The sequence below is a fragment of the Streptomyces sp. NPDC001515 genome (assembly GCF_053597115.1).
In genome coordinates this window covers 1-25,452 of the sequence record NZ_JBSFHN010000002.1, presented here as the reverse complement: position 1 = coordinate 25,452, position 25,452 = coordinate 1, and the positions used below count along the sequence as shown (strand labels likewise).

Genomic DNA, 25,452 nt, shown 5'->3' with positions numbered 1-25,452 from the left:
CACCGACAGCCCGCCGACTTCCCCCATCGGCGGGCTGTCGCGCCGCTGTCGGCGGACTGTCGGCGCGCTGTCGGTGGCGGCTGGTCTGATGGCGTCCATGACGCGAATCGACAAGAACCCCGGAAGCGGCAGGAGCGGCGGCCACGCCGTGGAGGTGCGGGGACTGGTCAAGCACTACGGCGAGACCAAGGCTCTGGACGGCGTGGACCTCGATGTGCGCGAGGGCACCGTCCTCGGCGTGCTCGGCCCCAACGGCGCCGGCAAGACCACGCTCGTACGGGTCCTCTCCACCCTGATCCGGCCCGACGCCGGACACGCGGTCGTGGCGGGCTTCGACGTGGTGCGCCAGCCCCGCGCGCTGCGCCGCACGATCGGCCTGACCGGGCAGTACGCCTCGGTCGACGAGAAGCTCTCCGGCTGGGAGAACCTCTACATGATCGGGCGCCTGCTCGACCTGCCCCGCAAGAAGGCCCGCGCACGCGCCGACGAGCTGCTGGAGCGCTTCTCGCTCACCGAGGCCGCGAGGAAGGCCGCGATGGAGTACTCCGGCGGCATGCGGCGCCGGCTCGACCTGGCCGCCTCCATGATCGGCAACCCGGCCGTGCTCTATCTCGACGAGCCCACGACCGGGCTCGACCCCCGGACCCGCAACGAGGTCTGGGACGAGGTGCAGCGGATGGTCGCGGAGGGCGCGACCGTGCTGCTCACCACCCAGTACATGGAAGAGGCCGAGCAACTGGCCAGTGAGCTGACGGTCATCGACCGGGGGCGGATCGTCGCCCGCGGCGGGATCGACGAGCTGAAGGCCAAGGTCGGCGGCCGCACCCTGCAGATCCGCCCCGCCGACCCGGCCGATCTGGCGGCGATGGCCCAGGCGGTCCGGGACGCCGGACTCGACGGGGTGGCCGGCGCCCAGGCGGTCCCGGACGAGGGCCTGCTGTACGTACCGATCCTCAGCGACGAGCAGCTCACCGCCGTCATCGGCCTGCTCGGCACCCGGGGCTTCCCGCTGGCGCACGTCGCCACCGCGCTGCCCAGCCTGGACGAGGTCTTCCTCGCCATCACCGGCGACAAGGCCACCGTCACCGACACGATCCCCGAGGAGGTCGCGGCATGAGCACGACGACCCTGACACCCACGCCCGCCGACGCCGTCTCCGCCGCCCCGGCCGCCAAGCTCCACGACGAGGGCGGAATCGGACTGCGGAACAACCTGCGCCACATCGGGGCGCTCGTACGGCGCAATCTGCTCCAGATCAAGAAGGATCCGGAGTCCATGTTCGACGCGCTGCTGATGCCCGTCATCTTCACGCTGCTGTTCGTCTACGTCTTCGGCGGCTCGGTCGGCAGCAGCATGGGCGGCGGCCGGCAGGAGTACCTGAACTATCTGATCCCCGGTCTGATGGCGATGATGGGCATGAACATCGCCATGGCCGTCGGCTCCGGGGTCAACGACGACTTCCGCAAGGGCATCATGGACCGGTTCCGGACCATGCCGATCGCCCGCTCCTCCGTCCTGATCGCCAAGATCGTGGTCGAACTCGGCCGGATGCTGGTCGCGACCCTCATCCTGCTCGCCATGGGCTTCGCCCTCGGCATGGAGCTCCAGGAGTCGGTGGTCGGTCTGATCGCGGCGGTCGGTCTGTCGGCCGCGTTCGGCGCCGCCATCATGTGGATCTTCATCCTGCTCGGTCTGTCCATGAAGACCCCTCAGGCCGTCCAGGGCATGGGGATGCTGGTGATGATGCCGCTCCAGTTCGGTTCCTCGATCTTCGCCCCGACCCAGACGATGCCCGGCTGGCTCCAGTCGTTCACCGACTACAACCCGCTGTCCAACCTGGCCGACGCCGCCCGCGCGCTGATGATGGGCGGCCCGCTCGCCCACGCGGTCTGGGTGACCCTCGGCTGGACCGTGGTCATCACCGCGGTCATGGCACCGCTCGCGGTCTCCAAGTTCCGCAAGAAGGCCTGACCCCGGATCCCGCTCCCCGGGTTCAGTCCACGTACGCGTCGACGAGGGCGGTGGCCTCCTCCAGGGAGAGTCCGCCGCCCTCGGCGTACGCGGCCTCGAAGCGCTCGTCGCCGGCCGCGGCGCGGGCCAGCCTCTCGGCACGGGCGAAGCTGTCGCGCTCCATCGACGTCTTGAAGTGGCCCGCCGGCAGCAGCTCCTGGGCGCAGGCCAGCAGCCGGGCGGCCAGTTCGCCCCCGTCCCGCCCGCCCAGACCGGCGAGCGACCAGGCCACCACCACCAGATTGACCACCCTCATCTGCGGCGCCACCATCTGCGTGAGCGGGTCGCCCAGCCGCGTCAGCGCGTAACGGGCCTGCCCCAGCGCCCGTTCGTACGCCCCGTCCTGGTTGTCCAGCCAGGCCAGACCGCCCACCACGAAGCCCTCGAATATCGCCATCGTCTGGGACCTGAACTGCTCCAGCAGCGCCTCGAACTGCTCGCGGGCCTCGGCGGTGCGGCCCGAACGGCCCAGCAGCAGGGCGAGGAAGAGCCGGGCCGCGGGCTTCGCCTCGTGGCCGGTGTGCCGTTCGTCGGCCAGCACCTCGCGCAGGATCGCCTCGCCCTCGGCGGCCCGGTCCAGTTCGGTCAGCGCGAAGGCGTAACGGGTCCGGAGCACCGAGACCTGGGCCAGCGCGCCCAGCTTCTCCGCGTACCGGACGGCCTCCAGATAGTCCTCGGCGGCCCGTTCGTAGGCGCCGGTCTTCTCGTTGGCCTCGCCGCGCGAGGACAGCGCCTCGGCCATCCCCCAGTCGTCACCGAGCCGGCGGAAGATCTCCAGGGCCTCGTCGGCGTCCTCATGGGCCCGGCCCGACCACTCGGGCCGGTTGGCCAGGACGTTGGCCCGCATCTGGAGGGCGGCGGCCAGCTCCCACGCGAAGCCGAACTCCCGCGAGGCCCGCACCGTCTCGTCCAGCAGATGGCGCAGGTCCGCGACACCGCCGGTGAGCATCACGGCGAAGAACCAGAGCGAGCCGGGGCTGCGGCAGGTCTGCGGCTGGCCGGCCCGGTAGGTGGCGGCGATGGCCCGCAGCCTCCGCAGGCTCGACTCGTTCTTCCACTCGTCCATCGCGTGGTCCATGCTGACCAGCTGGACCAGGATCACCTCGCGGCGCGCCTCTTCGAGCAGTTCGGGGCCCATCGGCGGCGGCGCGTCCGTGCACCGTTCGTGGATCGAGGGCGCCGGGCGCACGGGCTCGGCGAACGGGTCGGGCCCGAGGGCGGCGGCGGCATCGGCCCAGTGCAGCGCGTCGCCGCGGAGGTTGCGGATCTGCCAGTACCAGGAGAGCGAGAGCACCAGGCACAGCGCCTCCTGCTCGTCGCGGGCGGCGACCGCGTGCCGCAGGGCGGTGCGCAGGTTCTCGTACTCCCGCTGGAGGACGGCGACGGCGGCGTGCTGTCCGGAGCCGCGCAGCAGCGGGTCGGTGGTACGGGCCAGCTCCCGGAAGTACACGAGATGGCGGCGCTCGACGGCGTCCCGCTCGCCGGATTCCGCGAGCCGCCCCGCCGCGTACTCGCCGACGGTCTCCAGCAGCCGGTAGCGCATGGCGCCGTCGGCGGCGGGAGCGGCCACGACGAGGGACTTGTCGACGAGGGAGCCGAGGAGCCCGGCGATCTCGTGGGCCCGCCCGGGGTCCTGGGCGCAGACCGCCTCGGCGGCCTCCAGGGTGCAGCCGCCGGCGAAGACGGAGAGCCTGCGCAGCACGGCCCGTTCGTCCTCGGCCAGCAGGTCCCAGGACCAGTCGACGACCGCGCGCAGGGTCTGCTGGCGCGGGAGCACGGTGCGGCTGCCGCTGGTCAGCAGGCGGAAGCGGTCGTCGAGCCGGTCCGCGATCTGGCGCGGGCCGAGCATCCGCAGCCGGGCGGCGGCCAGTTCGATGGCGAGCGGCAGTCCGTCGAGCCGGCGGCAGATCTCGGCGGCGGCCTCGGCCGTGGCCGGATCGGCGTCGGTCCTGAAGCCCGGCCGGGCCGCGGCCCCGCGCTCGGCGAGCAGCCGCAGCGCCGTCGGGTCGGGCAGCGGTTCCACGGGGCGCAGGAACTCGCCGGGGACGCCGAGGGGTTCGCGGCTGGTGGCGAGGACGGTGAGCCCCGGACAGCGGGCCAGGAGGTGGTCGGCGAGGTCCGCGGCGGCCTCGATCAGATGCTCGCAGTTGTCCAGGAGCAGCAGCATGCGGCGGTGCGCGCAGTGTTCGGTGAGCCGGGCGAGGGGCTCGCCGGGGCCGCGTTCGGCGGCGCGGAACTCCTCGGCGCCCGCTCCGCGCAGCACGGTCTCCCGGGCGCCGAGCGCGCCGAGCACCGCTTCGGGAACGGCCTCGGGATCGTCGACGGGGGCGAGTTCGGCGAGCCAGACGCCGTCGGGCCAGTGGCCGGGGCCGAACGATTCCGCGGTCTCCTGGGAGAGCCGGGTCTTTCCGGCCCCGCCGGGGCCGAGGAGGGTGACGAGCCGGGCGCGGGAGAGGTCGCCGCGCAGCGCCTCCATGTCCTGTTCCCGGCCGACGAAGCTGGTGAGCCGGGCGCGGAGGTTGCCCTGCCGGACGGCGGGCGCGGCCGGGGCGGCGGGGGCCGGGGGTGCCGGTTCCTGGTGGAGGAGCGCGGTGTGCAGTGCGGTGAGTTCGGGCCCGGGGTCGGTGCCGAGCCGTTCGGCGAGCACGGTGCGGACCTCGTCGTAGGCGGCGAGCGCCTGGGCGGTGCGGCCGGCGTCGCGCAGGGCGCGCAGCCGCAGCGCCTGGAGCGGTTCGTCCAGGGGGTGTTCGCCGCAGAGCGCGGTCAGCTCCGGCAGCACCTCGTCGGCGCGGCCGAGGGCGAGCGCGGCGGCGATCCGGGCGCGGCGGGCGTCGAGCCGGCGCAGCGACCAGCGCGCGGCGTCGGAGGCGCGGTCGGGCAGATCGGCGAGGACCGGTCCGCGCCACAGGGCGAGTGCCTCGTCGAGGAGGGCCAGGGCCGTCGCCGGGTCGCCCCCGGCCAGGGCCCGCGTCCCCTCGCCGGACAGCCGGTCGAAGCGGTGGAGGTCGACGCGGTCGGGGTCGGCGGTGAGGCGGTAGCCGTTGGCGGCGGAGGCGACGGCGTCGTGGCCCACGGCGCGGCGGAGCCTGCCGACGAGTGCCTGGAGGGCTCCGGGCGCGTCGGCGGGCGGCTCTCCGTCCCACACCTCGTCGACGAGGACGGCCGTGGAAACGGTCCGCCCGGCGCGCAGCGCGAGCACGGCCAGCAGGGCGCGCAGCCGCGCCCCGCCGACGGCGACGGGGGTGCCGTCGTCGCGGAGGGCCTGGGTGGTGCCGAGGATGCCGTAACGCATCCGCCCATTGTCCGTGACGGGCGGTGGCTCATCCACAGCCGCCCGGCCGCCGCCCGCCCCGCCCCGTGTGCTGCGCGTCATGCCCTCACCCTTCATGGAACTCCCCACCCTTCATGGAACTCCCCGCCCGGCGCGAGACGTTTTTGGCGTGTCGCCCGTCGAGACGTTCACCCGCGTGTCGCCCGTCGAGACGTTTTCCGCGTATCGCCTGTACGGTCGTGGCGCGCCGCCCGCCCGCAAGGACCGTCTCACCGCCCCCGGGAGCCTGCCGATGACCTCCGCGACAGCCCGCAGCGACCGGCGGATCAGCCCGGTCTTCCTCGGTATCGCCGCCGTGACGGCGGTCTCCGGATGGGCGGTGTGGACGGATTTCGCCGAGCAGCCGGGCTTCGCGACCTTCCTGTTCGTCACCGGGGCGTGGGTCGTCTCGCTCTGTCTGCACGAGTACGCGCACGCCAGGACGGCGCTGCACAGCGGCGACATCTCCATCGGGGCGAAGGGCTATCTGACCCTGAACCCGCTGGCGTACACGCACGCGCTGCTGAGCATCGTCCTGCCGGTGCTCTTCGTGATCATGGGCGGGATCGGGCTGCCGGGCGGGGCGGTCTTCATCGAACGGGGCCGGATCCCGGGCCGGTGGCGGCACAGCCTGATCTCGGCGGCGGGTCCGCTGACCAATGTGCTGTTCGCGGTGGTGTGCACCGCGCCGTTCTGGCTGGACGCGCTGGACGGGGTGCCGCTCCCGTTCCGGTACGCGCTGGGCTTCCTGGCGCTGCTCCAGGTGACGGCGGCGATCCTGAACTCGCTGCCGGTGCCGGGGCTGGACGGCTACGGGGTGGTCGAGCCATGGCTGTCGCACCGGCTGCGCCGCTCGGTGGAGCCGTTCGCCCCGTACGGGCTGATCGCGGTCTTCGCCCTGCTGTGGATCCCCGAGGTCAACGCGGCCTTCTTCGACGCGGTCGACGCGATCCTGCGCGGGCTGGGTGTCAGCGGCACGGAGACGTACTGCGGTCTGGATGCCTACCGGTTCTGGCAGGCGGGCGATCCGGGGTGCGCGGTGGGCGGCTGAAGGCTGCTGCCCGCAGCGGTGTCCGGGCAGGTCAGGGCCCGTCCGACGATTGCCGTCCGCCGGGCGGCGCCGGCACCCGCGCCGGGCGGCGGTCAGGCGTCCTGGGCCGTGTTCCGGCGGCGCACGTAGTACCAGGCCATGTTGGACGAGAGCCCGACGAGCAGCACCCAGACGACGCCGAGGAGCCAGCTGCCCTGGACGAAGGCGATCACGGCCGCGACGACGGCGAGGACGCAGACGGCGAGTGCGTAGAGGGCGAGGCGGGGCATGGGGTGGCTCCTGTCGGGGGTGCTGCGCGGTCCCGTCCAGTGTCCCCCATGCCCCCGGACGCCGTGAGCGGGGTGCGGGACCGGCTCAGACGTCGGTGGTGCGCAGCCCGGCGTGCGCCTTGTAGCGGCGGTTGACCGAGATCAGGTTGGCGACCAGCGATTCGACCTGGTGGGCGTTGCGCAGCCGGCCGGCGAAGATGCCGCGCATGCCGGGGATGGTGCCGGCCAGGGCCTGGACGGTGTCGGTGTCGGCGCGGTCCTCGCCGAGGACCAGGACGTCGGTGTCGATCTCCTCGATGGACGCGTCCTGGAGGAGCACCGCGGACAGGTGGTGGAAGGCCGCGGTGACGCGGGAGTCGGGCAGCAGGGCGGCGGCCTGCTCGGCGGCGCTGCCCTCCTCGGGCTTGAGGGCGTAGGCGCCCTTCTTGTCGAAGCCGAGCGGGTTGACGCAGTCGACGACGAGCTTGCCGGCCAGTTCCTCGCGCAGGGACTCCAGCGTCTTGGCGTGACCGTCCCAGGGCACGGCGACGATCACGATGTCGCTCTCCCGGGCGCAGGAGGCGTTGTCGGTGCCGCGCACCCCGTGGCCCAGCTCCGCCGCCGCGGCCTCGGCCCGGTCGGCGGCCCGGGAGCCGATGATCACGCGCTGCCCGGCGCGGGCGAACCGGTAGGCGAGCCCCCGGCCCTGCGGCCCGGTGCCGCCGAGCACGCCGACCGTCAGGCCGGAGACGTCGGGGAGGTCCCAGGGGTCCTTGGCGGGGGGCTTGGGGGCGCTGCCGCTGTCATTCGTAGTCATGGCCCCGACACTACTGCCAGGTACCGGGCCGGGCCGCCGCTCCGGCCGTCCAGTGGGACGGGTCGGTCCATGGACCCGTTCGGGTGATCGGGTGGCGTTCGCCGGTGCCGGGCGCGGCGGCGGTGCAGGATGCCGGGCCATGGATGCCGTACGAGTGGCGCTGCTGCGCGAGGTGCTGGCGGGGACGCAGTGGCCGGCGGCCACCCGGCGGTTCGGGGGGACGCTGCGGTCCTGCGTGGTGCCGCACGGCGGCGGGCTGCTGCTGGTGGGGACCCGGGAGTACGAGCCCTGGCATCTGGCCGCCCATCTGGTGGACGAGTCGACGTGGTCCGGGCTGCCCGAGCTGACGCCGACGCTGGTGCGCCACCGGGTGGAACCGGGGGCTCCGGCGCATCTGTCCGTGGGGCTCGGCCGGATCGAGGCGGCCGGGCGCGGCGAGACGCTGCTCGTGGTGGTGCCGGAGCGGCCGGGGGCGGGGCTGCTGGAGCGGGTCCACGACGCGCGCCGGGCCGGGGCGACGGTGCTCTCCCTGGACAACGGCGATCCGGAGGTGCGCGGGCTCGCCCACGAGGCGCTGTCCGTGGCGGACGGCGACGACGTGGACCTGGACACGGTGCAGCATCTGGTGAGCGCGGCGGCCGGGGAGAACGGGCCGCCGGTGCCGCGCGGCCGGCGCCGCTTCCGGGACCGGCTGTCCCGGCTCGCCGACCAACTGACCGCACCCCCGCCGCCCCGGTGGTGACGGCGCACCGGTGGTGACCGCGCCCCGGTGGTGTCTGCACCCTGGTGGTGTCCGCGCCCGCGCCCCGGCGGTGAGCGGCCCCCCGCCCCGGTGGCGAGCGGGCGCGGGACCCGCCCGGCCGCCGCGGCCGATATCCGTTTGCCCAGGACACGGACCGGGACGGACCATGTCTCCTCGTGACCTCCCGCACCTCCCCCGCCGCCCGCCCGTCCCTGGCGGCCCGGCTCTCCGCCCTGCTGCCCGATCTCTCGCCCTGGCGCTCGTCGGCGGACTTCCGCCTCCTGTGGGTGCAGGGGCTCGTCACCTACTTCGGCAGTTTCATGGCGCTGATCGCGCTGCCGCTCCAGATCAAGGAGCTGACCGGCTCCCCGCTGGCCGTCGGCGCGATGGGCGCGGTCGAACTGGTGCCCCTGGTGGTGTTCGGGCTGTACGGCGGGGCGCTCGCGGACGCGGTGGACCGGCGCAAGGTCATCCTGGCCACCGAGGCGGGACTCGGACTGCTGGCCCTGGCCCTGCTGGTCAACGCCTGTCTGCCCGATCCGCTGCTGTGGCCGCTCTACGTCGTGGCCGGCGGGGTCTCCGCGCTCGCCGGGCTGCAGCGGCCCGCCCTCGACTCGCTGATGGCCCGCATCGTGCCGCACGACCAGCTGGGCGCCGCCGCCGCGCTGAACTCGCTGCGCTGGCAGGCCGGCGCGATCATGGGCCCGGCGCTGGCCGGGCTGGTGGTGGCCTACGCGGGGCACGCCACGGCCTACGCGGTGACCGTGACCACCTTCACCGCCTCCGTCCTGATGTGCCGGCGGCTGGCGCCCGCGCCGCCCGCCGAGAAGGGCGCGAAGCCCTCCCTGCGCGGGATCGCCGAGGGGGCCCGCTACGCCTGGAGCAGGCCGGTGCTCCTCGGGACGTACGCGATCGACATGGCGGCCATGTTCTTCGCCTTCCCGAACACGATCTTCCCGTTCCTCGCCGACGACCTGGACGCGGACTGGGCGCTGGGGCTGATGTACGCGGCGGGCTCGGCCGGCTCGCTGCTGCTGGGGCTCACCAGCGGCTGGACCGCCCGGGTGCGCAGGCACGGGCTCTTCGTGCTGTTCGGCGCGGCCGTCTGGGGGCTGGCGATCGCGGCGGCGGGCTGGTTCGGCAACGTGTGGCTGGTGCTGGTCTGCCTGGCGGTGGCCGGGGCGGGCGACATGCTCAGCGGACTGGGCCGGTCGACCATCTGGAACCAGACGATCCCGGAGGAGCTGCGGGGGCGGCTCGCGGGCATCGAGGTGCTGTCGTACAGCGTCGGCCCCCAACTGGGCCAGGTCAGGGCCGGTGCCATGGCGGGCTGGACGGGGACCCGGACCGCGATCTGGAGCGGGGGCGTGGCCTGTGTCGCCTCGGTGGCCCTGCTGGCGACGGCCCTGCCGAAGCTCCTGACCTACGACGCGGAAACGGACGAGGACGCGCTGCGCCGACGTGCGCGGAGCGAGGAAACCCTGGGCGCTGCGGGGACGGGTACGCATACGGATACGGATACGGCAGGTGTGGGCACGACGGGCCCTGCGGGGACGGATACGGATGCGGCAGGTGCGGGCGCGACGGGCCCGGCAGGTGCGGCGACGGGCTGAGCCCGGGGCGGGGGTCCGTCGGACGCGGCGGGGGTCACGGGCACGGCGGGCGTCGCAGGTGCGGGCTGAGCCCGGGGCGGGGGCCCCGGGCCCGCGGTTCCGGGCCGCGGGGGCTCAGCCGGCCGCGTCCTCGTCCGGGCCCTGGCGGTCGTGCCACTTGGGATCGTTCTCCCACTCCAGGTTCCGTTCCCGTGCGATGTCCATGGCGTGCTGGGCCTCCTCGCGCGTGGCGTACGGGCCGAAGCGGTCCTTCGCCGGGCACTCCGGGCCCTCCTCGACCTTCTTGTGCTCCAGGCAGTAGAACCACTCGCCCGGCTTGCCCACCGTGCGCTTCTTGAACAGGGCCATCCCGTGCTCCTTTCCTCTGTGCCATGCTGCCCCAGCCGCGCTGGTTAGACTCGCTGGCATGTCTGGTCAGTCGCTGCTTGTGCCGGGGGAGCTCACTCCCGTCCGTTCCGTGCCCGGAAACATCCGGCGCCCCGAGTATGTGGGCAAGCCGGCCCCGACGCCGTACACCGGCCCCGAGGTCCAGGACGCCGACACCGTCGAGCGCATGCGCGTCGCCGGGCGGATCGCCGCCCAGGCGATGGCCGAGGCGGCCAAGCACATCGCCCCGGGCGTCACGACGGACGAACTCGACCGCGTCGCCCACGAGTTCATGTGCGACCACGGCGCGTACCCGTCGACGCTGGGTTACCGGGGCTTCCCCAAGTCGCTGTGCACCTCGGTCAACGAGGTGATCTGCCACGGGATCCCGGACTCCACGGTGCTGCGCGACGGGGACATCGTGAACCTCGACGTGACCGCGTACCTGAACGGGGTGCACGGCGACAACAACGCCACCTATCTCTGCGGCGACGTGGACGAGGAGTCGCGGCTGCTCGTGGAGCGCACCGAGGAGGCGTTGAACCGCGCGATCAAGGCGGTGCGGCCGGGCCGCCAGATCAATGTGATCGGCCGGGTCATCGAGTCGTACGCGAAGCGCTTCGGCTACGGCGTGGTGCGGGACTTCACCGGGCACGGGATCAACTCCTCGTTCCACTCCGGGCTGATCATCCCGCACTACGACAGCCCGCACGCCACCACCGTGATGCGCCCCGGCATGACGTTCACCATCGAGCCGATGCTGACGCTCGGGACGCATGACTACGACATGTGGGACGACGGCTGGACCGTGGTGACGAAGGACCGCAAGCGCACCGCCCAGTTCGAGCACACCCTGGTCGTGACGGAGACGGGCGCGGACATCCTCACGCTTCCGTAAGGCCCCCTCCCTCGGTTACCGACGGGCCCCCGGGACGCGGCCGACGCCCGGTTCACGATCGGCACCCGTTCACGACCGGCCCCGGTCGCGGTCGGCCCGTTCACGGTCGGCCCCGCTCACGACCCTGGCGTGGTCGCGGGTATCGCGGGGATCAGCACCTCCCGGCACCACTGGCCAAAGCCGGTGGGGGCCGGGTCGGTCAGGGCACGCCATTCGGGCTCGTAGATGCCGTCGTCCTGCGCGGCGGCCATGTCGAGCAGGCCCTGGGCCCATGCCTCGTGCATCCCGTACCGCGTCAGCGTCGCCTTGTACGCCTCGGGGGCGGGGCGCTCGAAGCGGACCGGGCGCTCCAGGACCTCCGACAGGACCTCCGCCATGCCGTCGGGGGTGAGGGAGTCCGGGCCGATCAGCGGAACGGTCCGCTGTCCGCTCCAGGAGTCGTCGGCGAGCAGGCGGGCGGCCGCGGCGGCGATGTCGCGGGTGGCGACGAGCGGCAGCGCGCGGTCGGCGGCGACGGGCAGCGAGAGCACGCCGTGCGTCCTGAGCGCCTCCGCCTGATGGAGCAGGTTCTCCATGAAGAACGGCATGGCCAGGGCCCGATAGCCGGCCCCGGTGGCCTCGATCGCCGCGTCCATCGCGAACGCGGCCGACAACTGCCCGGCGGGAGCCCCGTATCCCCGGCCCAGGCTGCTGACCCCGACGATGCGCCGGACCCCCCGGTCCACGACGGCCGCGCAGGCCGGGCGGGTGAAGCCGAGGTAGTGCTCCCGGATGTCGTCGGCTCCCGGGTCCGGCGGGACCAGCCAGAGCACGCTGTCGGCGCCCTCGAACGCCTCCCCGAGCACCGCGGGGTCGCGATGGGAACCCCGGACGATCTCGACGCGCTCACGCGCCTCCGGGGCGAGACGGTCGGGGTCGCGGGCGATCACCCGGACCTTCCGGCCGTCGTCGAGCAGCAGGCCGAGCACCTGGCGGCCGATGCGGCCGGTGGGAGCGGTGAGGACGATCACGGAAGCCTCCGAAGTGCGCAGGACTGTGGTGCGGCACGGCGCGCCGCCCGTCGTCGACGACCCGCCGTTTCCACTGATAACGATTGCACGCTAACACCGATACCGCAAGGCGCTAACAGCGTTCCGTTATCATCGGAAACCATGGAGACCGAGCACCCCGCCCCCGCCGAGAGCAACCGCCAACGGATCATCGACTCCGCCACCCGGCTGCTGGCGGAGGAGGGCCGCGAGGCGGTGTCGACGCGAGCCGTCAGCGCCGCGGCCGGGGTCCAGGCCCCCACCATCTACCGGCTCTTCGGTGACAAGCAGGGCCTGCTCGACGCCGTCGCCGCGCACGGATTCGCCAGCCACGTCGACGAGAAGGCCGCACTCGAATCGACCGGCGACCCGGTGGAAGACCTGCGCAGGGGCTGGGACTTCAACACGGAGTTCGGGCTGGCCAATCCGGCCCTGTACACCCTGATGTACGCCCAGCCCCGCCCCGGCACACCCTCCCCCGCCGCCACCGCCGCGCTGGAGATCCTCGCCGCCCACATCCACCGGATCGCGGAGGCCGGGCGCCTGCGGATCGACGAGTCACGCGCCACGCACCTGGTGCACGCCGTGGGCGGCGGCACCACCCTCTCCCTCATCGCCACCCCCGAGGACGACCGGGACCTGAGCGTGTCCTATCTGGCAAGAGAGGCGGTCATCGCCGCCATCACCACCGAGGCCCCCACCTCCCCGCCCCCCGGGCCCGCCGCGGCGGCCGTGGCCCTGCACGCCCTCCTCCCCCGCACCGACACACTGACGACCGGAGAACGCGCCCTGCTCACGGAGCTGCTCGACCGCATCTCGACCACCCCCGACGAGACCGCCTGACACCTGACACCGGACACCTGCCGCCTGCCGCCTGCCGCGACCATCCGGCAGCAGACCCCGCACCACCACCCGACGCCACCACCCGACACGGGCACCCGACGAGACGGAACGGACGGAAGGACCGCGCCGTCACGTGTCCACTTTTCCCGACAGCGCGTCGGCAAGCGGTTGACTTAGGTAAGCCTAAGTAGGAAGATCGGCGTACCGGCAAGCGTCGCGGTGGTCCACCGCGACGGGCCGATATATCCCCTTCTTTCTGGACTTCCCTGTCCCCTCGGCCCCGGAGGCCCGCCTTGGACGCAACCGCTACCGCCACGCCCACCACGCCCTTCTCGACCCTGATCCGCACCGCGTCGCACGAGCAGCACACCGAGGCGGAGACCACGACCTTCATGGCCGATCTGCTCGGCGGGCGGCTCGGAGTGGACGCGTACACCCGGTACACCGAGCAACTGTGGTTCGTGTACCGGGCGCTGGAGGAGGGCGCGCGGGGGCTGGCCGGTGACCCGGTCGCCGGGCCGTTCGTGCGGCCGGAGCTGATGCGTACCGCCGAACTGGAGCGCGATCTCACCCATCTGCGGGGCGCGGACTGGCGCGAGGGCCTGGAGCCGCTGCCGGCCACCGCCGCGTACGCCGCCCGGATCGCCGCGTGCGCGCGCACCTGGCCGGGCGGGTACATAGCCCACCACTACACCCGCTACCTGGGCGACCTGTCGGGCGGTCAGATCATCCGGGACAAGGCCGAGCGGACCTGGGGCTTCGCGCGCAAGGGCGACGGGGTGCGGTTCTACGTGTTCGAGGACATAGCCAACCCCGCCGCCTTCAAGCGCGACTACCGCGACCTGCTGGACGCGGTGAACGCGGACGATCAGGAGAAGCGGCGGATCGTGGACGAGTGCAAGCGCGCGTTCGCGCTGAACACCGCCGTGTTCCGGGAGCTGGGCGACACCTTCCGGGCCGCCTGACGCCGTCGCCCGACACGGCCTAGCCGTGGTGGACCAGCGCCACCCTGCCGCCGATCTCCACCGTGCCGTCCGGCGCCGGGGCGGTGAGGATCTGGGAGCCGCGACCCTGTGCGATGTTGAGCGCGCGACCGAGTTCCGCGCTCAGCAACAGGGCCGCGGCTCCCGTCGCTTCGTCCTCCGCGATGCCGTCATCCCTACGGGGGAACGCCCGAGCCCGCACCCGCCCCGCCGCCTCGTCCTCCCACGCCCAGGCGTACAGCCAGCCCTCGCCCGGCGGCGGAGCCGGCAGCGCGTCGACCTCGGCGGCCGAGGCGTACCGCTCCAGCCGGCGCGGGGGCGCCCATTCGGGGCGGGCGGTGATCCAGGTGAACTCCCCGTCGTGGCGGGCGAACACCTCGCCCACGCCCAGTTCCAGGATCTCCAGATCGAGCAGCCAGGCCGCCCCGACCACGGGATGTCCGGCGAACGGCAGCCTGAGACCGGGGGTGTAGATGTCCAGCTCGCCGCGTTCGGGGTCGTCCACGAACACCGTTTCGCTGAAGCCGAGTCGCCGCGCCAGCGCCTGGCGGGAGACCGGATCGGGGTAGCCGCGCCCGTCGCGGACGACGCCGAGGGGGTTGCCGTGCCGGCCGTCGGGGCCGCAGAACACGCGCAGCACATCGGTGCCGGCGGGTACGTCGTAGTGGTTCACGTCCGCATTCAAGCACCCGTCCGGGCACCGGTTCCTCCTGAGGACCGGCACCCGGGCGGGTCCCGTCGTACCGCGAGACGGGTCAGACGGTACGGCGGCGGCGCGCGACGACGACCGCTCCGGCACCGGCCGCCACGATGACGCCCGAGGCGGCGAACAGGGCGCCGGCCGGGAGGTCCGAGCCGGTGGAGGCAAGGGCCCCGGAGCCGCCGACCGTACCGCCGCCGCCCACGGTGCCGCCGGTGGACGAACCGGAGTTCGTGGTCGTCCCACCCGTGGAGTCACCGGTGGACGGCAGGGTCGCGTCCTTGTCGAGGGCGACCGCGACGGTCAGCGCGTCGAGCTGCTCGCCCGCCTTGTACATCCCGCCGAAGACCTTGGCCGCGCCGGCGGCGGTGAGGGTGGCGGGCACGGCCGAGAGGGTCACCACGCCGTTCTTCGCGGTGAGTCCGCCGGCGGGCAGCCTGAGGTCGGCGACCGTCAGCGCGGTGTACGTGGACGTCTTGCCGGTGGCCCGGTCCTTCGCCGTGACATCGGCGACGAGACGGCCCTCGGTTCCCTGGGCCCGGATCTCCAGGCCGGTCAGCGAGAGGTCGAGGGCGTAGCTGCCGTTCTCCTCGTGCCCGAGGAAGCGGACCTTTCCGTCGAAGGCGGCCGTGAGGGTCTTCTTCGCGGCGTCGAACTCACCGGTGGCGTCGGGGAAGCGGTAGCCCCGGCCGGTCGCGGTGGCTCCGGCGGTCGTCTCGACGCGTCCGTGCGCGATGGGGCCCGTGACGTACGAGCGGAAGGAGGACTTCACGCCCCAGTCCAGGGTGCCGTCGGCGATCTCACCTCGGGAGGCGGGGCGGCCGGTGGCCGTGGCGGTGCTCGTCGGGGTGGGCTCGGGGGTGGACGTGGTGGGCTCGGTGGTGGGCTTCTCCGTCGGCTTCGTCGTCGGATCGGTGGGCTTCGTGGTCGGGTCGGTGGGCTTCGTGGTCGGCTTCTCCGTGGGCTCGGTCGGGGCCTTGACGGCCGTGACGGTGAGCGTGGCGGGGTCGAGCACCTCCCCTTCCTTGTACTGGCCGTTGAAGGCCGCGGAGCCCGCCTTGGTCAGCGTGGCGGGGATGTCCGTGAAGACCATCGCCCCGCCCGCGCCCTGGCCCGGACGGACGGCCGAGAGGTCGAGATCGGCGACGGCCACGTCGTTCACGGTGCCCTGCGGGGTCGCCACGTCGGCGGTGATCGCGCCGCCGGTTCCGCTGGTGGAGAGCTTGAGGTCGGAGAGCGTGATGTCGAGGACGCCGCCGTGCGCCGAGAAGGTGACGCTGCCGTCGAAGGCGGTGTCGGTGCCGTGCGTGGTGAGGTCGTAGGTGCCCTTGCCGTTGCCGAAGGTGAAGACGCCGTTGGAGGCGGCCTGGGTGGCACCGTCCTTGACCGTGATGGTCCCGGCGGCGCCGACGTACGTGCGGAAGGACTGCTTGAAGCCCCAGTCCAGCGTGCCGTCCTTCAGTTCCGTCGTGGAGGCGGCGGCCTCCTGCGTGGACGGAGCGGCGGCGAGTGCCGGCAGGGCGAAGACGGCGCCGAGGGTGGCGGCCGTCGCGACGGCTGCGGCGAGGGTGATGGGGCGGCGGGTGGCTGCCATGGTCGGGGGTCTCCTCAGGGGTGGAACAGATATCGGGGGAAGGGGATGCGGGGACGGGGATGTGACGGAGTCACGGGATGTGGGAGTCACGGGAGGTGACGGGCACGGGGTACGGAGGGGTCAGGAACTGGGGGGTGTGGGGGTCGTGGGGTCTGTGGTGGGGCGGTTGCGGCGAACCAGGACGAGCACCCCGGCCGCGACGGCTGCCAGGACTCCGGCGCCGCCGAGGACCGCGTACAGCCCGGCGCGGGAGCCCTCTTCGGGCGCGGCGGCGGCGGGGGCGGTGCTCGCCGGGGCCTCGGTGGCCGAGGGGGTCGGGTCGCTGCCCAGGTCGGGGAGGGCGGGCAGCTCCGCCGAGGGCTCGACGGCCACGGCCAGCGAGACCGGGTCCATGGCGGTGCCCGCCGTGTAGAGCGAGCCGAAGGCCCTGGCCCCGCCGGAGGTCAGGGTGGCCGGGGCCTCGGTGAGTGCGGCGACCCCGTTCCTCGGGACGAAGTCCTGGGCGGTGAAGGTGACCAGCGGGACGGCCCTGCTGATGGTGCCGTCGGTGCGGACGTCGGCGCTCAGCGTGCCCCGGCCCGCCTTCACGGCGACCGCGAACCGGGACAGCGTCAGGTCGAGCCCGCCCGCCCCGGTGAAGCGGACGCTGCCCGCGAAGGCCGCCGCCAGGGTCTCCCTCGCGGGGTCGTACGTGCCGGTGCCGTGGGGGAAGCGGAAGAGCGCCCCGCCGTCCTGGGCACCGCCGGACAGCGTCCACGTGCCCTGTCCGATCGAGCCGGTGACGTATTCGCGGTAGGTGCGGCGCACGCCCCAGTCGACGGCGGCGTCCTCGATCCGGCCGGCCGGGACGGTCTTCTTCGGCACCGCGCTCGGGCCCTTCCCGGACGGGGAGGAGGACGGGGCAGGCGTCCCGGCCGGTGCCGTGGTGTCCACGGAGAGGCTGACCGGGTCCAGTGGGGTCCCGGCCGTGTAGTAGCCGGCGAAGGCCTGGGCGCCCCGCGCGGTCAGCGTGGCCGGGACGCGGGTGAGGGCGACGGGGGTGGAGCCGCCCCGCATGTCGATGCCGCCCAGAGAGAGCGTGGCCAGCGGGACCTGGGCGGCGGAGGTGACCCGTCCGGTCCCCCGGTCCCTGCTCGTCACATCGGCGTGGACCGTGCCGATGCCGCCCTGGACGCGGACGGTGGGGCGGCTGATCGTGAGGTCGAGTTCGTACGAACCGTCCGCCTTTCGGTGGCCGGTGAAGTGGACACCGCCCGAGAAGCCGGAGCGGAACGCGCCGCTCGCCGGGTCGTAGGAGCCCGTGGCCGAGTGGAAGCGGAACTGCCCGGAACCGACCGTGGCGGCGCCGCCCGTCAGGCTCCAACTCCCCTGCGCGATCGGGCCCGTGACATAGCTCTGGAACGAGGACTTGATGCCCCAGTCCAGCCGCCCGCCCTGGACCGTGCGGGCCGCCGCCTGCGCGGACGTGGTCGGAAGCAGCGCTGCCGCCACCACCCCCACGAGCGCCACACCGAGCGCGCGGACAGCTGGGAACGACGGCATGGGAACCCCTCCGAGAACTAGAAAGTAAGGTAAGGCTAACCTAATATACGAACAGCCTGTGCTGGTAACCCTTTTCGGCACATTGCTCGCAAACAGCCGCCAATCGCATGCCATGGAACGACAGGACGGTGCCCCGTGCGCTTCTCACAGGACTTCGCCCCACCGGGACGCGCACGCGGCGCCGCCCGTCCGGCCGCGCTCGCCGCCACCGCCGTCCTGGTGCTGGCCGGGTGCGGGGGCACCGGCGCCCCCTCGGCGCGGACGGCGGGGGCCGGAGCCTCCGCGAGCGCCGCCGCCGACCGGGTCGAGCCGCTGGCCACCACGCCCGAACCCCGGCTCCCGGTCACCGTCGGATCGGCGGACGGCCGGCGGACCACCGTGGCCTCGGCCGACCGGATCGTGCCGCTGACCGGCGGACTGAGCGAGATCGTGTTCACTCTCGGGCTCGGCGAGCGGGTGGTGGCCCGGGACGTCACCGCCACCTTCGAACAGGCCGCGGACCTCCCCGTGGTGACACGGGCCCATGACGTCTCGGCGGAGAGCGTGCTGTCGCTGCGGCCCACCGTCGTCCTCGCCGAGACCACGACCGGACCGGCCGAGGCCGTCGCCCAGATCCGCGACGCCGGGATCCCGCTCGTCGTGATCGATCCCGCCACGGAACTCGCCGACGTGGGCCGCCGGATCACCGCCGTGGCCGCCGCCCTCGGCGTCCCGGACGCGGGAACGGCGCTGGAGCGGCGCACCCGGGAACGGATCGACGCGGTGCGCGACTCCGTTCCCGCACCGGCCGGCGGGGCGGCCAAGCCCCGCGTCGCCTTCCTCTATCTGCGCGGTTCCGCCTCCGTCTACCTCCTGGGCGGCCGGGAGTCCGGGGCGAGTTCGCTGCTGGAGGCGGCCGGGGCCGTGGACGCGGGCAAGGCGTCCGGGCTGAAGAAGGACTTCACCGCGATCACCAGCGAGGCCCTGGCCACGGCGGCCCCCGACGCGATCCTCGTCATGACCAAGGGCCTCGAATCCGTCGGCGGGATCGACGGACTGGTGAAGATCCCCGGCGTCGCGGAGACCCCCGCCGGGATGGACCGGCGGATCGTCTCCGTCGACGACGGGGTGCTGCTGAACTACGGACCGCGCACGGACCGGGTACTGCGCGAACTGATCGCCCAGCTCTACCCGGAGAAGGGAGCGGCCCGATGACCGCCCGCTGCGAACCCCCCCTCGCGCAGGACACTCCCGCACCGGCCGGCGCACCGCCCCGGGCCCGGCGCACGACCGCCTTCCTCCTCACCGCCGGACTCGTCGCCGCGCTCCTGGTGTGCTGTCTGCTCTCCGCCGGGCTCGGCGCGTACGGCATTCCGCTCGGGGACGTCCTCGCCTCCGTCCAGCACCGGGCGGGGCTCGGCGGCCACGCGCTGGACCGGGTCGCCGAGAGCGTCCTGTGGAACGTGCGGCTGCCCCGCGTGGTCCTCGCCCTGCTGGTCGGCGCCTCGCTGGGCTGCGCCGGGGCCTTGATGCAGGGCGTGTTCGGCAATCCGCTCGCCGAGCCGGGGGTGATCGGGATCTCCTCGGGCGCGGCGGTCGGCGCGGTCGCCTCGATCGCGCTCGGACTCGGCTTCTTCGGCAACTGGACCGTGACCGTCTGCGCGTTCGTCGCCGGACTCCTCACCGTCCTGCTGGTGTACGCGCTGTCGCGCTCGGGCGGCCGGACGGAGGTGGTGACGCTGATCCTGACCGGGATCGCCGTCAACGCCTTCGCGGGCGCGCTGATCGGGCTGTTCATCTTCTTCGCGGACAACGCGCAGATCTCCCAGATCACGTTCTGGCAGCTCGGTTCGCTGGCGCAGGCGACGTGGCCGAAGGTCCTGGCGGTGCTGCCGTGCGCGGTGCTGGGGCTGGCCGTCGCGCCGTTCCACGCCCGCCGGCTGGATCTGCTGGCGCTCGGCGAACGGCCGGCCCGCCACCTCGGGGTCGACGTCGAACGGCTCCGCGTGGTGCTGGTGCTGGTGGTGGCGCTGCTGACCGCCGCCGCCGTCGCGGTCGCCGGGATCATCTCGTTCGTCGGGCTGCTGGTGCCGCATCTGCTGCGGATGGCGAACGGCCCGGGGCACCGCTTCCTGGTCCCGGGCAGCGCGCTGGGCGGGGCGCTGGTGCTGGTGGCCGGGGACCTGGCGGCCCGTACCGTCGCGGATCCGGCCGAACTGCCCCTCGGCGTACTGACCGCACTCCTCGGCAGCCCGTTCTTCTTCTGGCTGCTGCGCAGGACCCGTCGCAAGCAAGGTGGTTGGGCATGAGAAGGCCGCGGAACCCGTTCACGGCGCGTCCCCGGCGGCTGCCGGCTCCGGTCTCCCTTGGGACGGCGGTGGCCGAGGCGCGCGGGCTGCGGGTCCGGCTCGGCGGCCGGCCGGTGCTGGACTCCATCGATCTGGCGGCCCGTGCGGGCGAGGTGCTGGCGCTGGTCGGCCCGAACGGGGCCGGGAAGTCGACGCTGCTGGCCACGCTCGCCGCCGATCTGCCCGCCGAGGCCGGCACGGTGAGCGTCGACGGCCGGTCCGTCACCGACTGGTCCGCCGCCGAACTGGCCCTGCGCCGGGCCGTGCTGCCGCAGTCCGCCGCACTCTCCTTCCCCTTCCCGGTGGAGGAGGTGGTACGGATGGGGCGGGCGCCCTGGGCCGGTACGGACCGGGCCGACGAGGACGATCCGGCGGTCCGCGCGGCGATGGCGGCCACGGAGGTCACCGCCTTCGCCGCCCGCCCCTTCTCCGCGCTCTCCGGCGGCGAGCGGGCCCGGGTGGCGCTGGCCCGGGTGCTGGCGCAGCGCGCCCCGCTGCTGCTGCTCGACGAGCCGACGGCCGCGCTCGATCTGCGCCATCAGGAGCTGGTGCTGCGGATCTGCCGGGAGCGGGCCGCCGCCGGGGACGCGGTGGTGGTGGTGCTGCACGATCTGGGACTCGCGGCGGCGTACGCGGACCGGGCCGCGGTGCTGCACGGCGGGCGGATCGCGGTGGCGGGCCCGCCCGCCGAGGTGTTCCGCGGCGAACTGCTCGGCGCGGTCTACCGGCAGCCGGTGGAGGTGTTCCCGCACCCCCGGACCGGGGTGCCGCTCGTCGTACCGGAACGGGCTTCTTGACCCGCGCTTGACCCTTTACGGGTTCGCTCATGGGTCGACCGTGATCTCGCCGTTCCTGTGGGTCCCCAGTGAGAGCTGAATCACTGCAGAGGGGGGTAACAGTCAGGTAAGCCTCGGTTAAGTTAGGTCCGCCTCACCCACCTTTGTCCGACCCGCCGTTCCTCCCTTCGTCCCCTGTGGAGTCCGCATGCGAGCCGTTCGTCTCTCCGTCGTCACCGCTGCCGCCGCCGCGGCCGCCCTGACCGCCGTCACGGGCTGCTCCGAGAAGAGCGACGGCAAGGGCGAGGGGGCCGTCCAGGTCGTCGCCAAGGACGACGCCTGCGAGGTGTCGAAGACGAAGCTGCCGGCCGGCCACGTCGAACTGGCCGTGGAGAACAAGGGTTCCAAGGTCACCGAGGTCTACGTCCTCTTCCCGGACGACCGCATCGTCGCCGAGCGCGAGAACATCGGTCCCGGCACCAAGGCCACCATCACCGCCGAGATCAAGGCCGGTTCGTACGAGATCGCCTGCAAGCCCGGGATGAAGGGCCACGGCATCCGGCAGAAGATCGAGGTCAGCGGCGGCAGGGCGGCCAAGCGCAGCCCGGAGATGGACCGGGCGGTGGCCGCGTACCGCACCTACGTCCAGGCGCAGGCCGACCAGACGCTGCCGAAGGTCAAGGTCTTCACGGACGCCGTCGCCGCCGGGGACATCGAGGCCGCGAAGAAGGCGTACGCCGACTCCCGTATCGGCTGGGAGCGCACCGAGCCGGTCGCCGAGTCCTTCGGCGACATCGACCCGAAGGTCGACGTCCGCGAGGACGGGCTGGAGGACGGCCAGAAGTGGACCGGCTGGCACCGCCTGGAGAAGGCGCTGTGGCACGACAAGAAGCTGGGCGCCGAGGAGAAGGCCCTCGCCCCCGCCCTCTACAAGGACCTGGTCGACTGGCAGAAGCGCGTCGGCACCGCGGACATCACCCCGACCTCCATGGCCAACGGCGCCAAGGAACTCCTCGACGAGGTCGCCACCGGCAAGGTGACCGGTGAGGAGGAGCGCTACAGCCACACCGACCTGGCCGACTTCAAGGCCAACGTCGAGGGCGCCGAGCAGTCCTACCAGCTGCTCAAGCCGATCGCCGCGAAGAACGACGCGGAGCTGACCGCCACCCTGGACAAGCGGTTCGCGGAGCTGAACACGCTGCTCGACACCTTCCGCGCGGACAAGACGTCCTACGTCTTCACCTCGTACGACAAGGTCGGCAAGGCCGACCGCAAGAAGCTGTCCGACGCGGTCAACGCCCTGGCCGAGCCGCTGTCCCGGCTCGCCGCCGCGGTGACGAAGTAAGCGGACGGGAAGGGGCCCGGGGATGACCGGTCAGGCCGAGGAGAACAGCGCCGCCTCCACCGCGCCGTCGCGCCGGGCCGTGCTCGGCTGGGGCGGTGCGGGGCTGGCGCTCGGCGCCGCCGTGGCGGGCACCGCCGTGGCCGCCGTGCGCTCCGACGACACGCCCGTCGCCGCCGCGGACAGCGGGGCGGCGGTGCCCTTCCACGGGGCGCACCAGGCCGGGATCGCCACGGCCGTCCAGGACCGGCTGCACTTCGCCGCGTTCGACGTGACGACGAAGGACCGCGCGGAGCTGGTGGCGCTGCTCAAGGAGTGGACGAGGGCGGCGGAGCGGATGACGGCCGGTCACGCGGTCGGGGACGGCGCCTTCGGCGGACTGCCCGAGGCGCCGCCGGACGACACGGGCGAGGCGCTGGGCCTCAGGCCGTCCCGGCTGACGCTGACGATCGGCTTCGGCCCCTCGCTGTTCGCCAGGGGCCGGTTCGGGCTGGAGGACCGGCGGCCGGACGCCCTCGTGGACCTGCCGAAGTTCCCCGGCGACAATCTGGACGCGGCGCGCAGCGGCGGCGATCTGTGCGTGCAGGCCTGCGCGGACGATCCGCAGGTGGCGGTGCACGCGATCCGCAATCTGGCCAGGATCGGCATGGGCCGGACCGCGATCCGCTGGTCGCAGCTGGGGTTCGGCAAGACCTCGTCCACCACGCCCGACGCCCAGACCCCGCGCAACATGATGGGCTTCAAGGACGGCACCCGGAACATCTCCGGCACCGACACCGCCGCGCTGGACCGCCATGTGTGGGTCGGCGCGAAGGACGGCACCGACTGGATGACCGGCGGTTCCTATCTGGTGGCGCGGCGGATCCGGATGCACATCGAGACCTGGGACCGGGCCGGGCTCCAGGAGCAGGAGGACGTGTTCGGCCGCGACAAGGGCGAGGGCGCCCCGGTCGGCAGGTCCAAGGAGCGGGACGAGCCGTTCCTCAAGGCGATGCTGCCGACCGCGCACGTACGGCTGGCGCACCCCGACAGCAACGGCGGCGCGCAGATCCTGCGGCGCGGCTACTCCTTCACCGACGGCACGGACGGTCTCGGCCGGCTCGACGCCGGGCTGTTCTTCCTCGCCTACCAGCGCGACACCCGCAAGGCGTTCGTCCCGCTGCAACGGCGCCTGGCCGCGCACGACGCGCTCAACGAGTACATCCAGCACGTGGGTTCGGCGCACTTCGCCGTCCCGCCGGGCGTCCGCGACACGGACGACTGGTGGGGCCGGGCGCTGTTCTCGTAACGGGACGCGAAGCGGAAAGGGAACCGAGACGTGTTCAGCAACTTCCTGATCGGACTGCGCGAGGGGCTGGAGGCCAGCCTCGTCGTCTGCATCCTCATCGCGTATCTGGTGAAGACGGGCCACCGCGACAGGCTGGCCCCCATCTGGATCGGTGTGTCCATCGCGGTCGTGGTCAGCCTGGCGTTCGGCGCGGGGCTGGAGTTCGGCTCGCAGGAGATGACGTTCAAGGCCCAGGAGGCGCTGGGCGGTTCGCTGTCCATCGTCTCGGTGGGCCTGGTGACCTGGATGGTCTTCTGGATGCGGCGCACCGCGCGTCATCTGAAGACGGAGCTGCACGGCAAGCTGGACGCGGCGCTCGCGATGGGGACCGGGGCGCTGGTCGCCACGGCGCTGCTGGCGGTGGGCCGCGAGGGGCTGGAGACCTCGCTGTTCGTGTGGCGCGCGGTGCACGCGGCGGACGACGGCTGGCATCCGATGATCGGGGCGCTGCTGGGCATCCTCGCGGCCGTGGTGCTGGGGTGGCTGTTCTACCGGGGCGCGCTGAAGATCAATCTGTCGAAGTTCTTCACCTGGACCGGCGGGATGCTGGTGGTGGTCGCGGCGGGCGTGCTGGCGTACGGCGTGCACGACCTCCAGGAGGCCGAGTTCCTGGGCGGTCTGCGCGACCGGGCGTTCGACATCAGCGGGGCGGTCCCGCCGGACAGCTGGTACGGCACCCTGCTGAAGGGGACGTTCAACTTCCAGCCGGATCCCACCGTTCTCCAGATCACGGTGTGGGCGCTGTATCTGGTCCCCACCCTCGCGCTGTTCCTCGCCCCGGTAGGGTTCGGACGGTCAGGGAGCCCTGCTGTGGGGGCGACGGATCAGAAGGCGCGGAAGTCAACGGATGAGAAGCCTGAGGCCGGTTCGGCCGGCAACGGGGCTCGCGGCGGCGATAGTGCTGTGCATGACGGCGAGCGGGTGCGTGACGGTGCACGGCGAGCTGGAAGTCGTTCCGGCGGCGACGCGGTCTGAGGCCGCGCGGGCCCTGAACGACTTCACCACCGCGTACAACGCGGCGGACAAGGCGTACGACCCCGCCCGGGACGAGAAGCAGGTCACCGGCGCGCTGGGGGCGATCAACCAGGCCGGGCTGACCGCCCGGCACAAGAACAACCCGGGCGGCAATCCGAACCACCGTCCGCTGGAGCTGACCGACGCCACCTACGTCATCCCCAAGAAGGCGGGCTGGCCCCGGTGGTTCCTCGCGGACACCGACTCCAACCGGGACCGGGACGAGGGCGCCCAGGACACGCGCTGGCTGATCGCCTTCGTCAAGTCCGGCCCCCGTCAGGGGTGGAAGGCGGCCTATCTGGCGGTCGTCTCCCCGTCCCGTATCCCGGAGGCGGCGAAGGACGGCGACGGCAGGGCCACGCCGGTCGCGGCGGACGGCCCGGGTCTGGCCGTCGCTCCTCGGGAGCTGGGCACGACGTACACCGGGTACCTCCAGGAGGCCACCCCGGACGTCTTCGCCCCGGGCACCTCGACCTCGGCCTGGCGCGCCGCGCGGCTGAACACCCGGCGGGCGGGGTTCTCGTTCCAGTTCCGCGACCAGGCGCTGGACACCGGGACGTACGCGCCACTGGGTGTGGAGACGAAGGACGGCGGCGCGCTGGTCTTCTTCACCAGCAAGCACTTCGAGCGGCAGACCGCCGCGCAGGGACTGCGTCCGCAGGTCAGCCGGGACGTCTCGGCGCTGCTGACCGGTGAGGTGAAGAGCACCCTCACCAAGGAGCGGGTCTCCAGTCAGCTGGTGTACATACCGAAGAAGGGCGCCGGCGACGGCAAGGTCGTCGTGCTGAACCGGCTGGCGGGCCTGATCTCGGCCACGGGTTCCTAACTTGATCTTTAACGTGCGTCGTCGAACGATGCGTCGTACTTGATCACTCGGTTCGGTATCTGCCGTACGCGGAAGCGGCCTTCGTCTGAACATGT

General features: G+C 73.1%; 23 protein-coding genes. 15 read left to right on the top strand and 8 right to left on the bottom strand.

Features of this window, described 5'->3' with window-relative positions:
- Positions 1-88: 88 nt before the first annotated feature.
- Together ACWCXC_RS03795 and ACWCXC_RS03790 are read left to right on the top strand one after the other, a co-directional pair.
- The gene (locus tag ACWCXC_RS03795; RefSeq protein ID WP_450684151.1) at positions 89-1,117 is read left to right on the top strand and encodes an ATP-binding cassette domain-containing protein; all 1,029 of its coding nucleotides are present in this window, start codon (positions 89-91) and stop codon (positions 1,115-1,117) included.
- On the top strand, positions 1,114-1,971 hold the full coding sequence (locus ACWCXC_RS03790; RefSeq protein ID WP_450684150.1) for an ABC transporter permease: 858 nt from the start codon (positions 1,114-1,116) through the stop codon (positions 1,969-1,971). Before ACWCXC_RS03795 ends, ACWCXC_RS03790 begins: the two co-directional genes overlap by 4 nt.
- Positions 1,972-1,993: 22 nt before the next feature.
- On the opposite strand, the gene ACWCXC_RS03785 is transcribed toward ACWCXC_RS03790, so the two are convergent.
- Complete coding sequence (locus ACWCXC_RS03785; RefSeq protein ID WP_450886435.1) at positions 1,994-5,302, bottom strand: ATP-binding protein; 3,309 nt, start codon at positions 5,300-5,302, stop codon at positions 1,994-1,996.
- Between the two features lie 271 nt (positions 5,303-5,573).
- Between ACWCXC_RS03785 and ACWCXC_RS03780 the strand changes: the two genes are divergently transcribed.
- Complete coding sequence (locus ACWCXC_RS03780) at positions 5,574-6,371, top strand: site-2 protease family protein (protein WP_450684148.1); 798 nt, start codon at positions 5,574-5,576, stop codon at positions 6,369-6,371.
- A 92-nt stretch (positions 6,372-6,463) separates the two neighbouring features.
- On the opposite strand, the gene ACWCXC_RS03775 is transcribed toward ACWCXC_RS03780, so the two are convergent.
- Entirely contained in the window at positions 6,464-6,640 is a 177-nt protein-coding gene (locus ACWCXC_RS03775) for a hypothetical protein (protein WP_383632417.1), read from the bottom strand.
- 85 nt (positions 6,641-6,725) lie between these two features.
- The gene (gene npdG, locus ACWCXC_RS03770; protein WP_450684147.1) at positions 6,726-7,436 is read right to left on the bottom strand and encodes an NADPH-dependent F420 reductase; all 711 of its coding nucleotides are present in this window, start codon (positions 7,434-7,436) and stop codon (positions 6,726-6,728) included.
- 139 nt (positions 7,437-7,575) lie between these two features.
- Between npdG and ACWCXC_RS03765 the strand changes: the two genes are divergently transcribed.
- Both ACWCXC_RS03765 and ACWCXC_RS03760 read left to right on the top strand, forming a co-directional pair.
- Positions 7,576-8,178 (top strand): hypothetical protein, encoded by a 603-nt coding sequence (locus tag ACWCXC_RS03765; protein WP_450886432.1) that lies wholly within the window; start codon positions 7,576-7,578, stop codon positions 8,176-8,178.
- Positions 8,179-8,390: 212 nt separating this feature from the next.
- A complete protein-coding gene (locus ACWCXC_RS03760; RefSeq protein ID WP_450886666.1) occupies positions 8,391-9,791 on the top strand; it encodes an MFS transporter in 1,401 nt (466 codons plus the stop codon).
- Positions 9,792-9,905: 114 nt separating this feature from the next.
- On the opposite strand, the gene ACWCXC_RS03755 is transcribed toward ACWCXC_RS03760, so the two are convergent.
- Positions 9,906-10,139 (bottom strand): hypothetical protein, encoded by a 234-nt coding sequence (locus tag ACWCXC_RS03755; protein ID WP_383632426.1) that lies wholly within the window; start codon positions 10,137-10,139, stop codon positions 9,906-9,908.
- A 58-nt stretch (positions 10,140-10,197) separates the two neighbouring features.
- On the opposite strand from ACWCXC_RS03755, the gene map reads away from it, so the two are divergent.
- Positions 10,198-11,055, top strand: a complete 858-nt coding sequence (gene map / locus ACWCXC_RS03750) for a type I methionyl aminopeptidase (RefSeq protein ID WP_450684145.1) — start codon at positions 10,198-10,200, stop codon at positions 11,053-11,055.
- 116 nt (positions 11,056-11,171) lie between these two features.
- Here map and ACWCXC_RS03745 read toward each other — a convergent pair whose 3' ends face one another.
- A complete protein-coding gene (locus tag ACWCXC_RS03745) occupies positions 11,172-12,065 on the bottom strand; it encodes an NAD(P)H-binding protein (RefSeq protein WP_450684144.1) in 894 nt (297 codons plus the stop codon).
- A 141-nt stretch (positions 12,066-12,206) separates the two neighbouring features.
- On the opposite strand from ACWCXC_RS03745, the gene ACWCXC_RS03740 reads away from it, so the two are divergent.
- The gene (locus tag ACWCXC_RS03740) at positions 12,207-12,926 is read left to right on the top strand and encodes a TetR/AcrR family transcriptional regulator (protein ID WP_450886429.1); all 720 of its coding nucleotides are present in this window, start codon (positions 12,207-12,209) and stop codon (positions 12,924-12,926) included.
- Between the two features lie 293 nt (positions 12,927-13,219).
- On the top strand, positions 13,220-13,891 hold the full coding sequence (locus ACWCXC_RS03735; RefSeq protein WP_450886427.1) for a biliverdin-producing heme oxygenase: 672 nt from the start codon (positions 13,220-13,222) through the stop codon (positions 13,889-13,891).
- A gap of 19 nt (positions 13,892-13,910) precedes the next feature.
- Here ACWCXC_RS03735 and ACWCXC_RS03730 read toward each other — a convergent pair whose 3' ends face one another.
- The 3 genes from ACWCXC_RS03730 to ACWCXC_RS03720 form a co-directional block, all read right to left on the bottom strand.
- Complete coding sequence (locus ACWCXC_RS03730; RefSeq protein WP_450684141.1) at positions 13,911-14,582, bottom strand: PhzF family phenazine biosynthesis protein; 672 nt, start codon at positions 14,580-14,582, stop codon at positions 13,911-13,913.
- An 82-nt stretch (positions 14,583-14,664) separates the two neighbouring features.
- A complete protein-coding gene (locus ACWCXC_RS03725; RefSeq protein WP_450886425.1) occupies positions 14,665-16,203 on the bottom strand; it encodes an HtaA domain-containing protein in 1,539 nt (512 codons plus the stop codon).
- Positions 16,204-16,323: 120 nt separating this feature from the next.
- Positions 16,324-17,745, bottom strand: coding sequence for an HtaA domain-containing protein (locus ACWCXC_RS03720; protein WP_450886423.1), 1,422 nt, complete (start codon positions 17,743-17,745; stop codon positions 16,324-16,326).
- A gap of 135 nt (positions 17,746-17,880) precedes the next feature.
- Here ACWCXC_RS03720 and ACWCXC_RS03715 point away from each other — a divergent pair, with 135 nt between their 5' ends.
- From ACWCXC_RS03715 to ACWCXC_RS03685, 7 genes are all read left to right on the top strand, one after another.
- A complete protein-coding gene (locus ACWCXC_RS03715; protein WP_450684138.1) occupies positions 17,881-18,939 on the top strand; it encodes a heme/hemin ABC transporter substrate-binding protein in 1,059 nt (352 codons plus the stop codon).
- Complete coding sequence (locus ACWCXC_RS03710; protein ID WP_450886420.1) at positions 18,936-20,033, top strand: FecCD family ABC transporter permease; 1,098 nt, start codon at positions 18,936-18,938, stop codon at positions 20,031-20,033. The genes ACWCXC_RS03715 and ACWCXC_RS03710 overlap by 4 nt, the downstream gene beginning before the upstream one ends.
- Positions 20,030-20,869 carry a heme ABC transporter ATP-binding protein gene (locus tag ACWCXC_RS03705; RefSeq protein ID WP_450886418.1) on the top strand — a complete coding sequence of 280 codons (840 nt, stop codon included), beginning with the start codon at positions 20,030-20,032 and terminating at the stop codon, positions 20,867-20,869. The genes ACWCXC_RS03710 and ACWCXC_RS03705 overlap by 4 nt, the downstream gene beginning before the upstream one ends.
- Positions 20,870-21,056: 187 nt before the next feature.
- On the top strand, positions 21,057-22,193 hold the full coding sequence (gene efeO, locus ACWCXC_RS03700) for an iron uptake system protein EfeO (protein WP_450684135.1): 1,137 nt from the start codon (positions 21,057-21,059) through the stop codon (positions 22,191-22,193).
- Positions 22,194-22,215: 22 nt separating this feature from the next.
- Positions 22,216-23,478, top strand: coding sequence for an iron uptake transporter deferrochelatase/peroxidase subunit (efeB, locus tag ACWCXC_RS03695; RefSeq protein WP_450684134.1), 1,263 nt, complete (start codon positions 22,216-22,218; stop codon positions 23,476-23,478).
- A 30-nt stretch (positions 23,479-23,508) separates the two neighbouring features.
- Positions 23,509-24,492, top strand: coding sequence for an iron uptake transporter permease EfeU (efeU, locus tag ACWCXC_RS03690; protein WP_450684133.1), 984 nt, complete (start codon positions 23,509-23,511; stop codon positions 24,490-24,492).
- On the top strand, positions 24,425-25,357 hold the full coding sequence (locus ACWCXC_RS03685; RefSeq protein WP_450886415.1) for a hypothetical protein: 933 nt from the start codon (positions 24,425-24,427) through the stop codon (positions 25,355-25,357). Before efeU ends, ACWCXC_RS03685 begins: the two co-directional genes overlap by 68 nt.
- Positions 25,358-25,452 lie beyond the last annotated feature (95 nt).

Coding starts and splice junctions, on each gene's coding strand:
- efeB (WP_450684134.1), top strand. CDS start 22,216: ATGACCGGTCAGGCCGAGGAGAACAGCGCCGCCTCCACCGCGCCGTCG.
- ACWCXC_RS03785 (WP_450886435.1), bottom strand. CDS start 5,302: ATGCGTTACGGCATCCTCGGCACCACCCAGGCCCTCCGCGACGACGGC.
- ACWCXC_RS03720 (WP_450886423.1), bottom strand. CDS start 17,745: ATGCCGTCGTTCCCAGCTGTCCGCGCGCTCGGTGTGGCGCTCGTGGGG.
- ACWCXC_RS03705 (WP_450886418.1), top strand. CDS start 20,030: ATGAGAAGGCCGCGGAACCCGTTCACGGCGCGTCCCCGGCGGCTGCCG.
- ACWCXC_RS03755 (WP_383632426.1), bottom strand. CDS start 10,139: ATGGCCCTGTTCAAGAAGCGCACGGTGGGCAAGCCGGGCGAGTGGTTC.
- ACWCXC_RS03740 (WP_450886429.1), top strand. CDS start 12,207: ATGGAGACCGAGCACCCCGCCCCCGCCGAGAGCAACCGCCAACGGATC.
- ACWCXC_RS03795 (WP_450684151.1), top strand. CDS start 89: ATGGCGTCCATGACGCGAATCGACAAGAACCCCGGAAGCGGCAGGAGC.
- npdG (WP_450684147.1), bottom strand. CDS start 7,436: ATGACTACGAATGACAGCGGCAGCGCCCCCAAGCCCCCCGCCAAGGAC.
- ACWCXC_RS03775 (WP_383632417.1), bottom strand. CDS start 6,640: ATGCCCCGCCTCGCCCTCTACGCACTCGCCGTCTGCGTCCTCGCCGTC.
- ACWCXC_RS03710 (WP_450886420.1), top strand. CDS start 18,936: ATGACCGCCCGCTGCGAACCCCCCCTCGCGCAGGACACTCCCGCACCG.
- ACWCXC_RS03780 (WP_450684148.1), top strand. CDS start 5,574: ATGACCTCCGCGACAGCCCGCAGCGACCGGCGGATCAGCCCGGTCTTC.
- map (WP_450684145.1), top strand. CDS start 10,198: ATGTCTGGTCAGTCGCTGCTTGTGCCGGGGGAGCTCACTCCCGTCCGT.
- ACWCXC_RS03790 (WP_450684150.1), top strand. CDS start 1,114: ATGAGCACGACGACCCTGACACCCACGCCCGCCGACGCCGTCTCCGCC.
- efeO (WP_450684135.1), top strand. CDS start 21,057: ATGCGAGCCGTTCGTCTCTCCGTCGTCACCGCTGCCGCCGCCGCGGCC.
- ACWCXC_RS03725 (WP_450886425.1), bottom strand. CDS start 16,203: ATGGCAGCCACCCGCCGCCCCATCACCCTCGCCGCAGCCGTCGCGACG.
- ACWCXC_RS03685 (WP_450886415.1), top strand. CDS start 24,425: ATGACGGCGAGCGGGTGCGTGACGGTGCACGGCGAGCTGGAAGTCGTT.
- ACWCXC_RS03765 (WP_450886432.1), top strand. CDS start 7,576: ATGGATGCCGTACGAGTGGCGCTGCTGCGCGAGGTGCTGGCGGGGACG.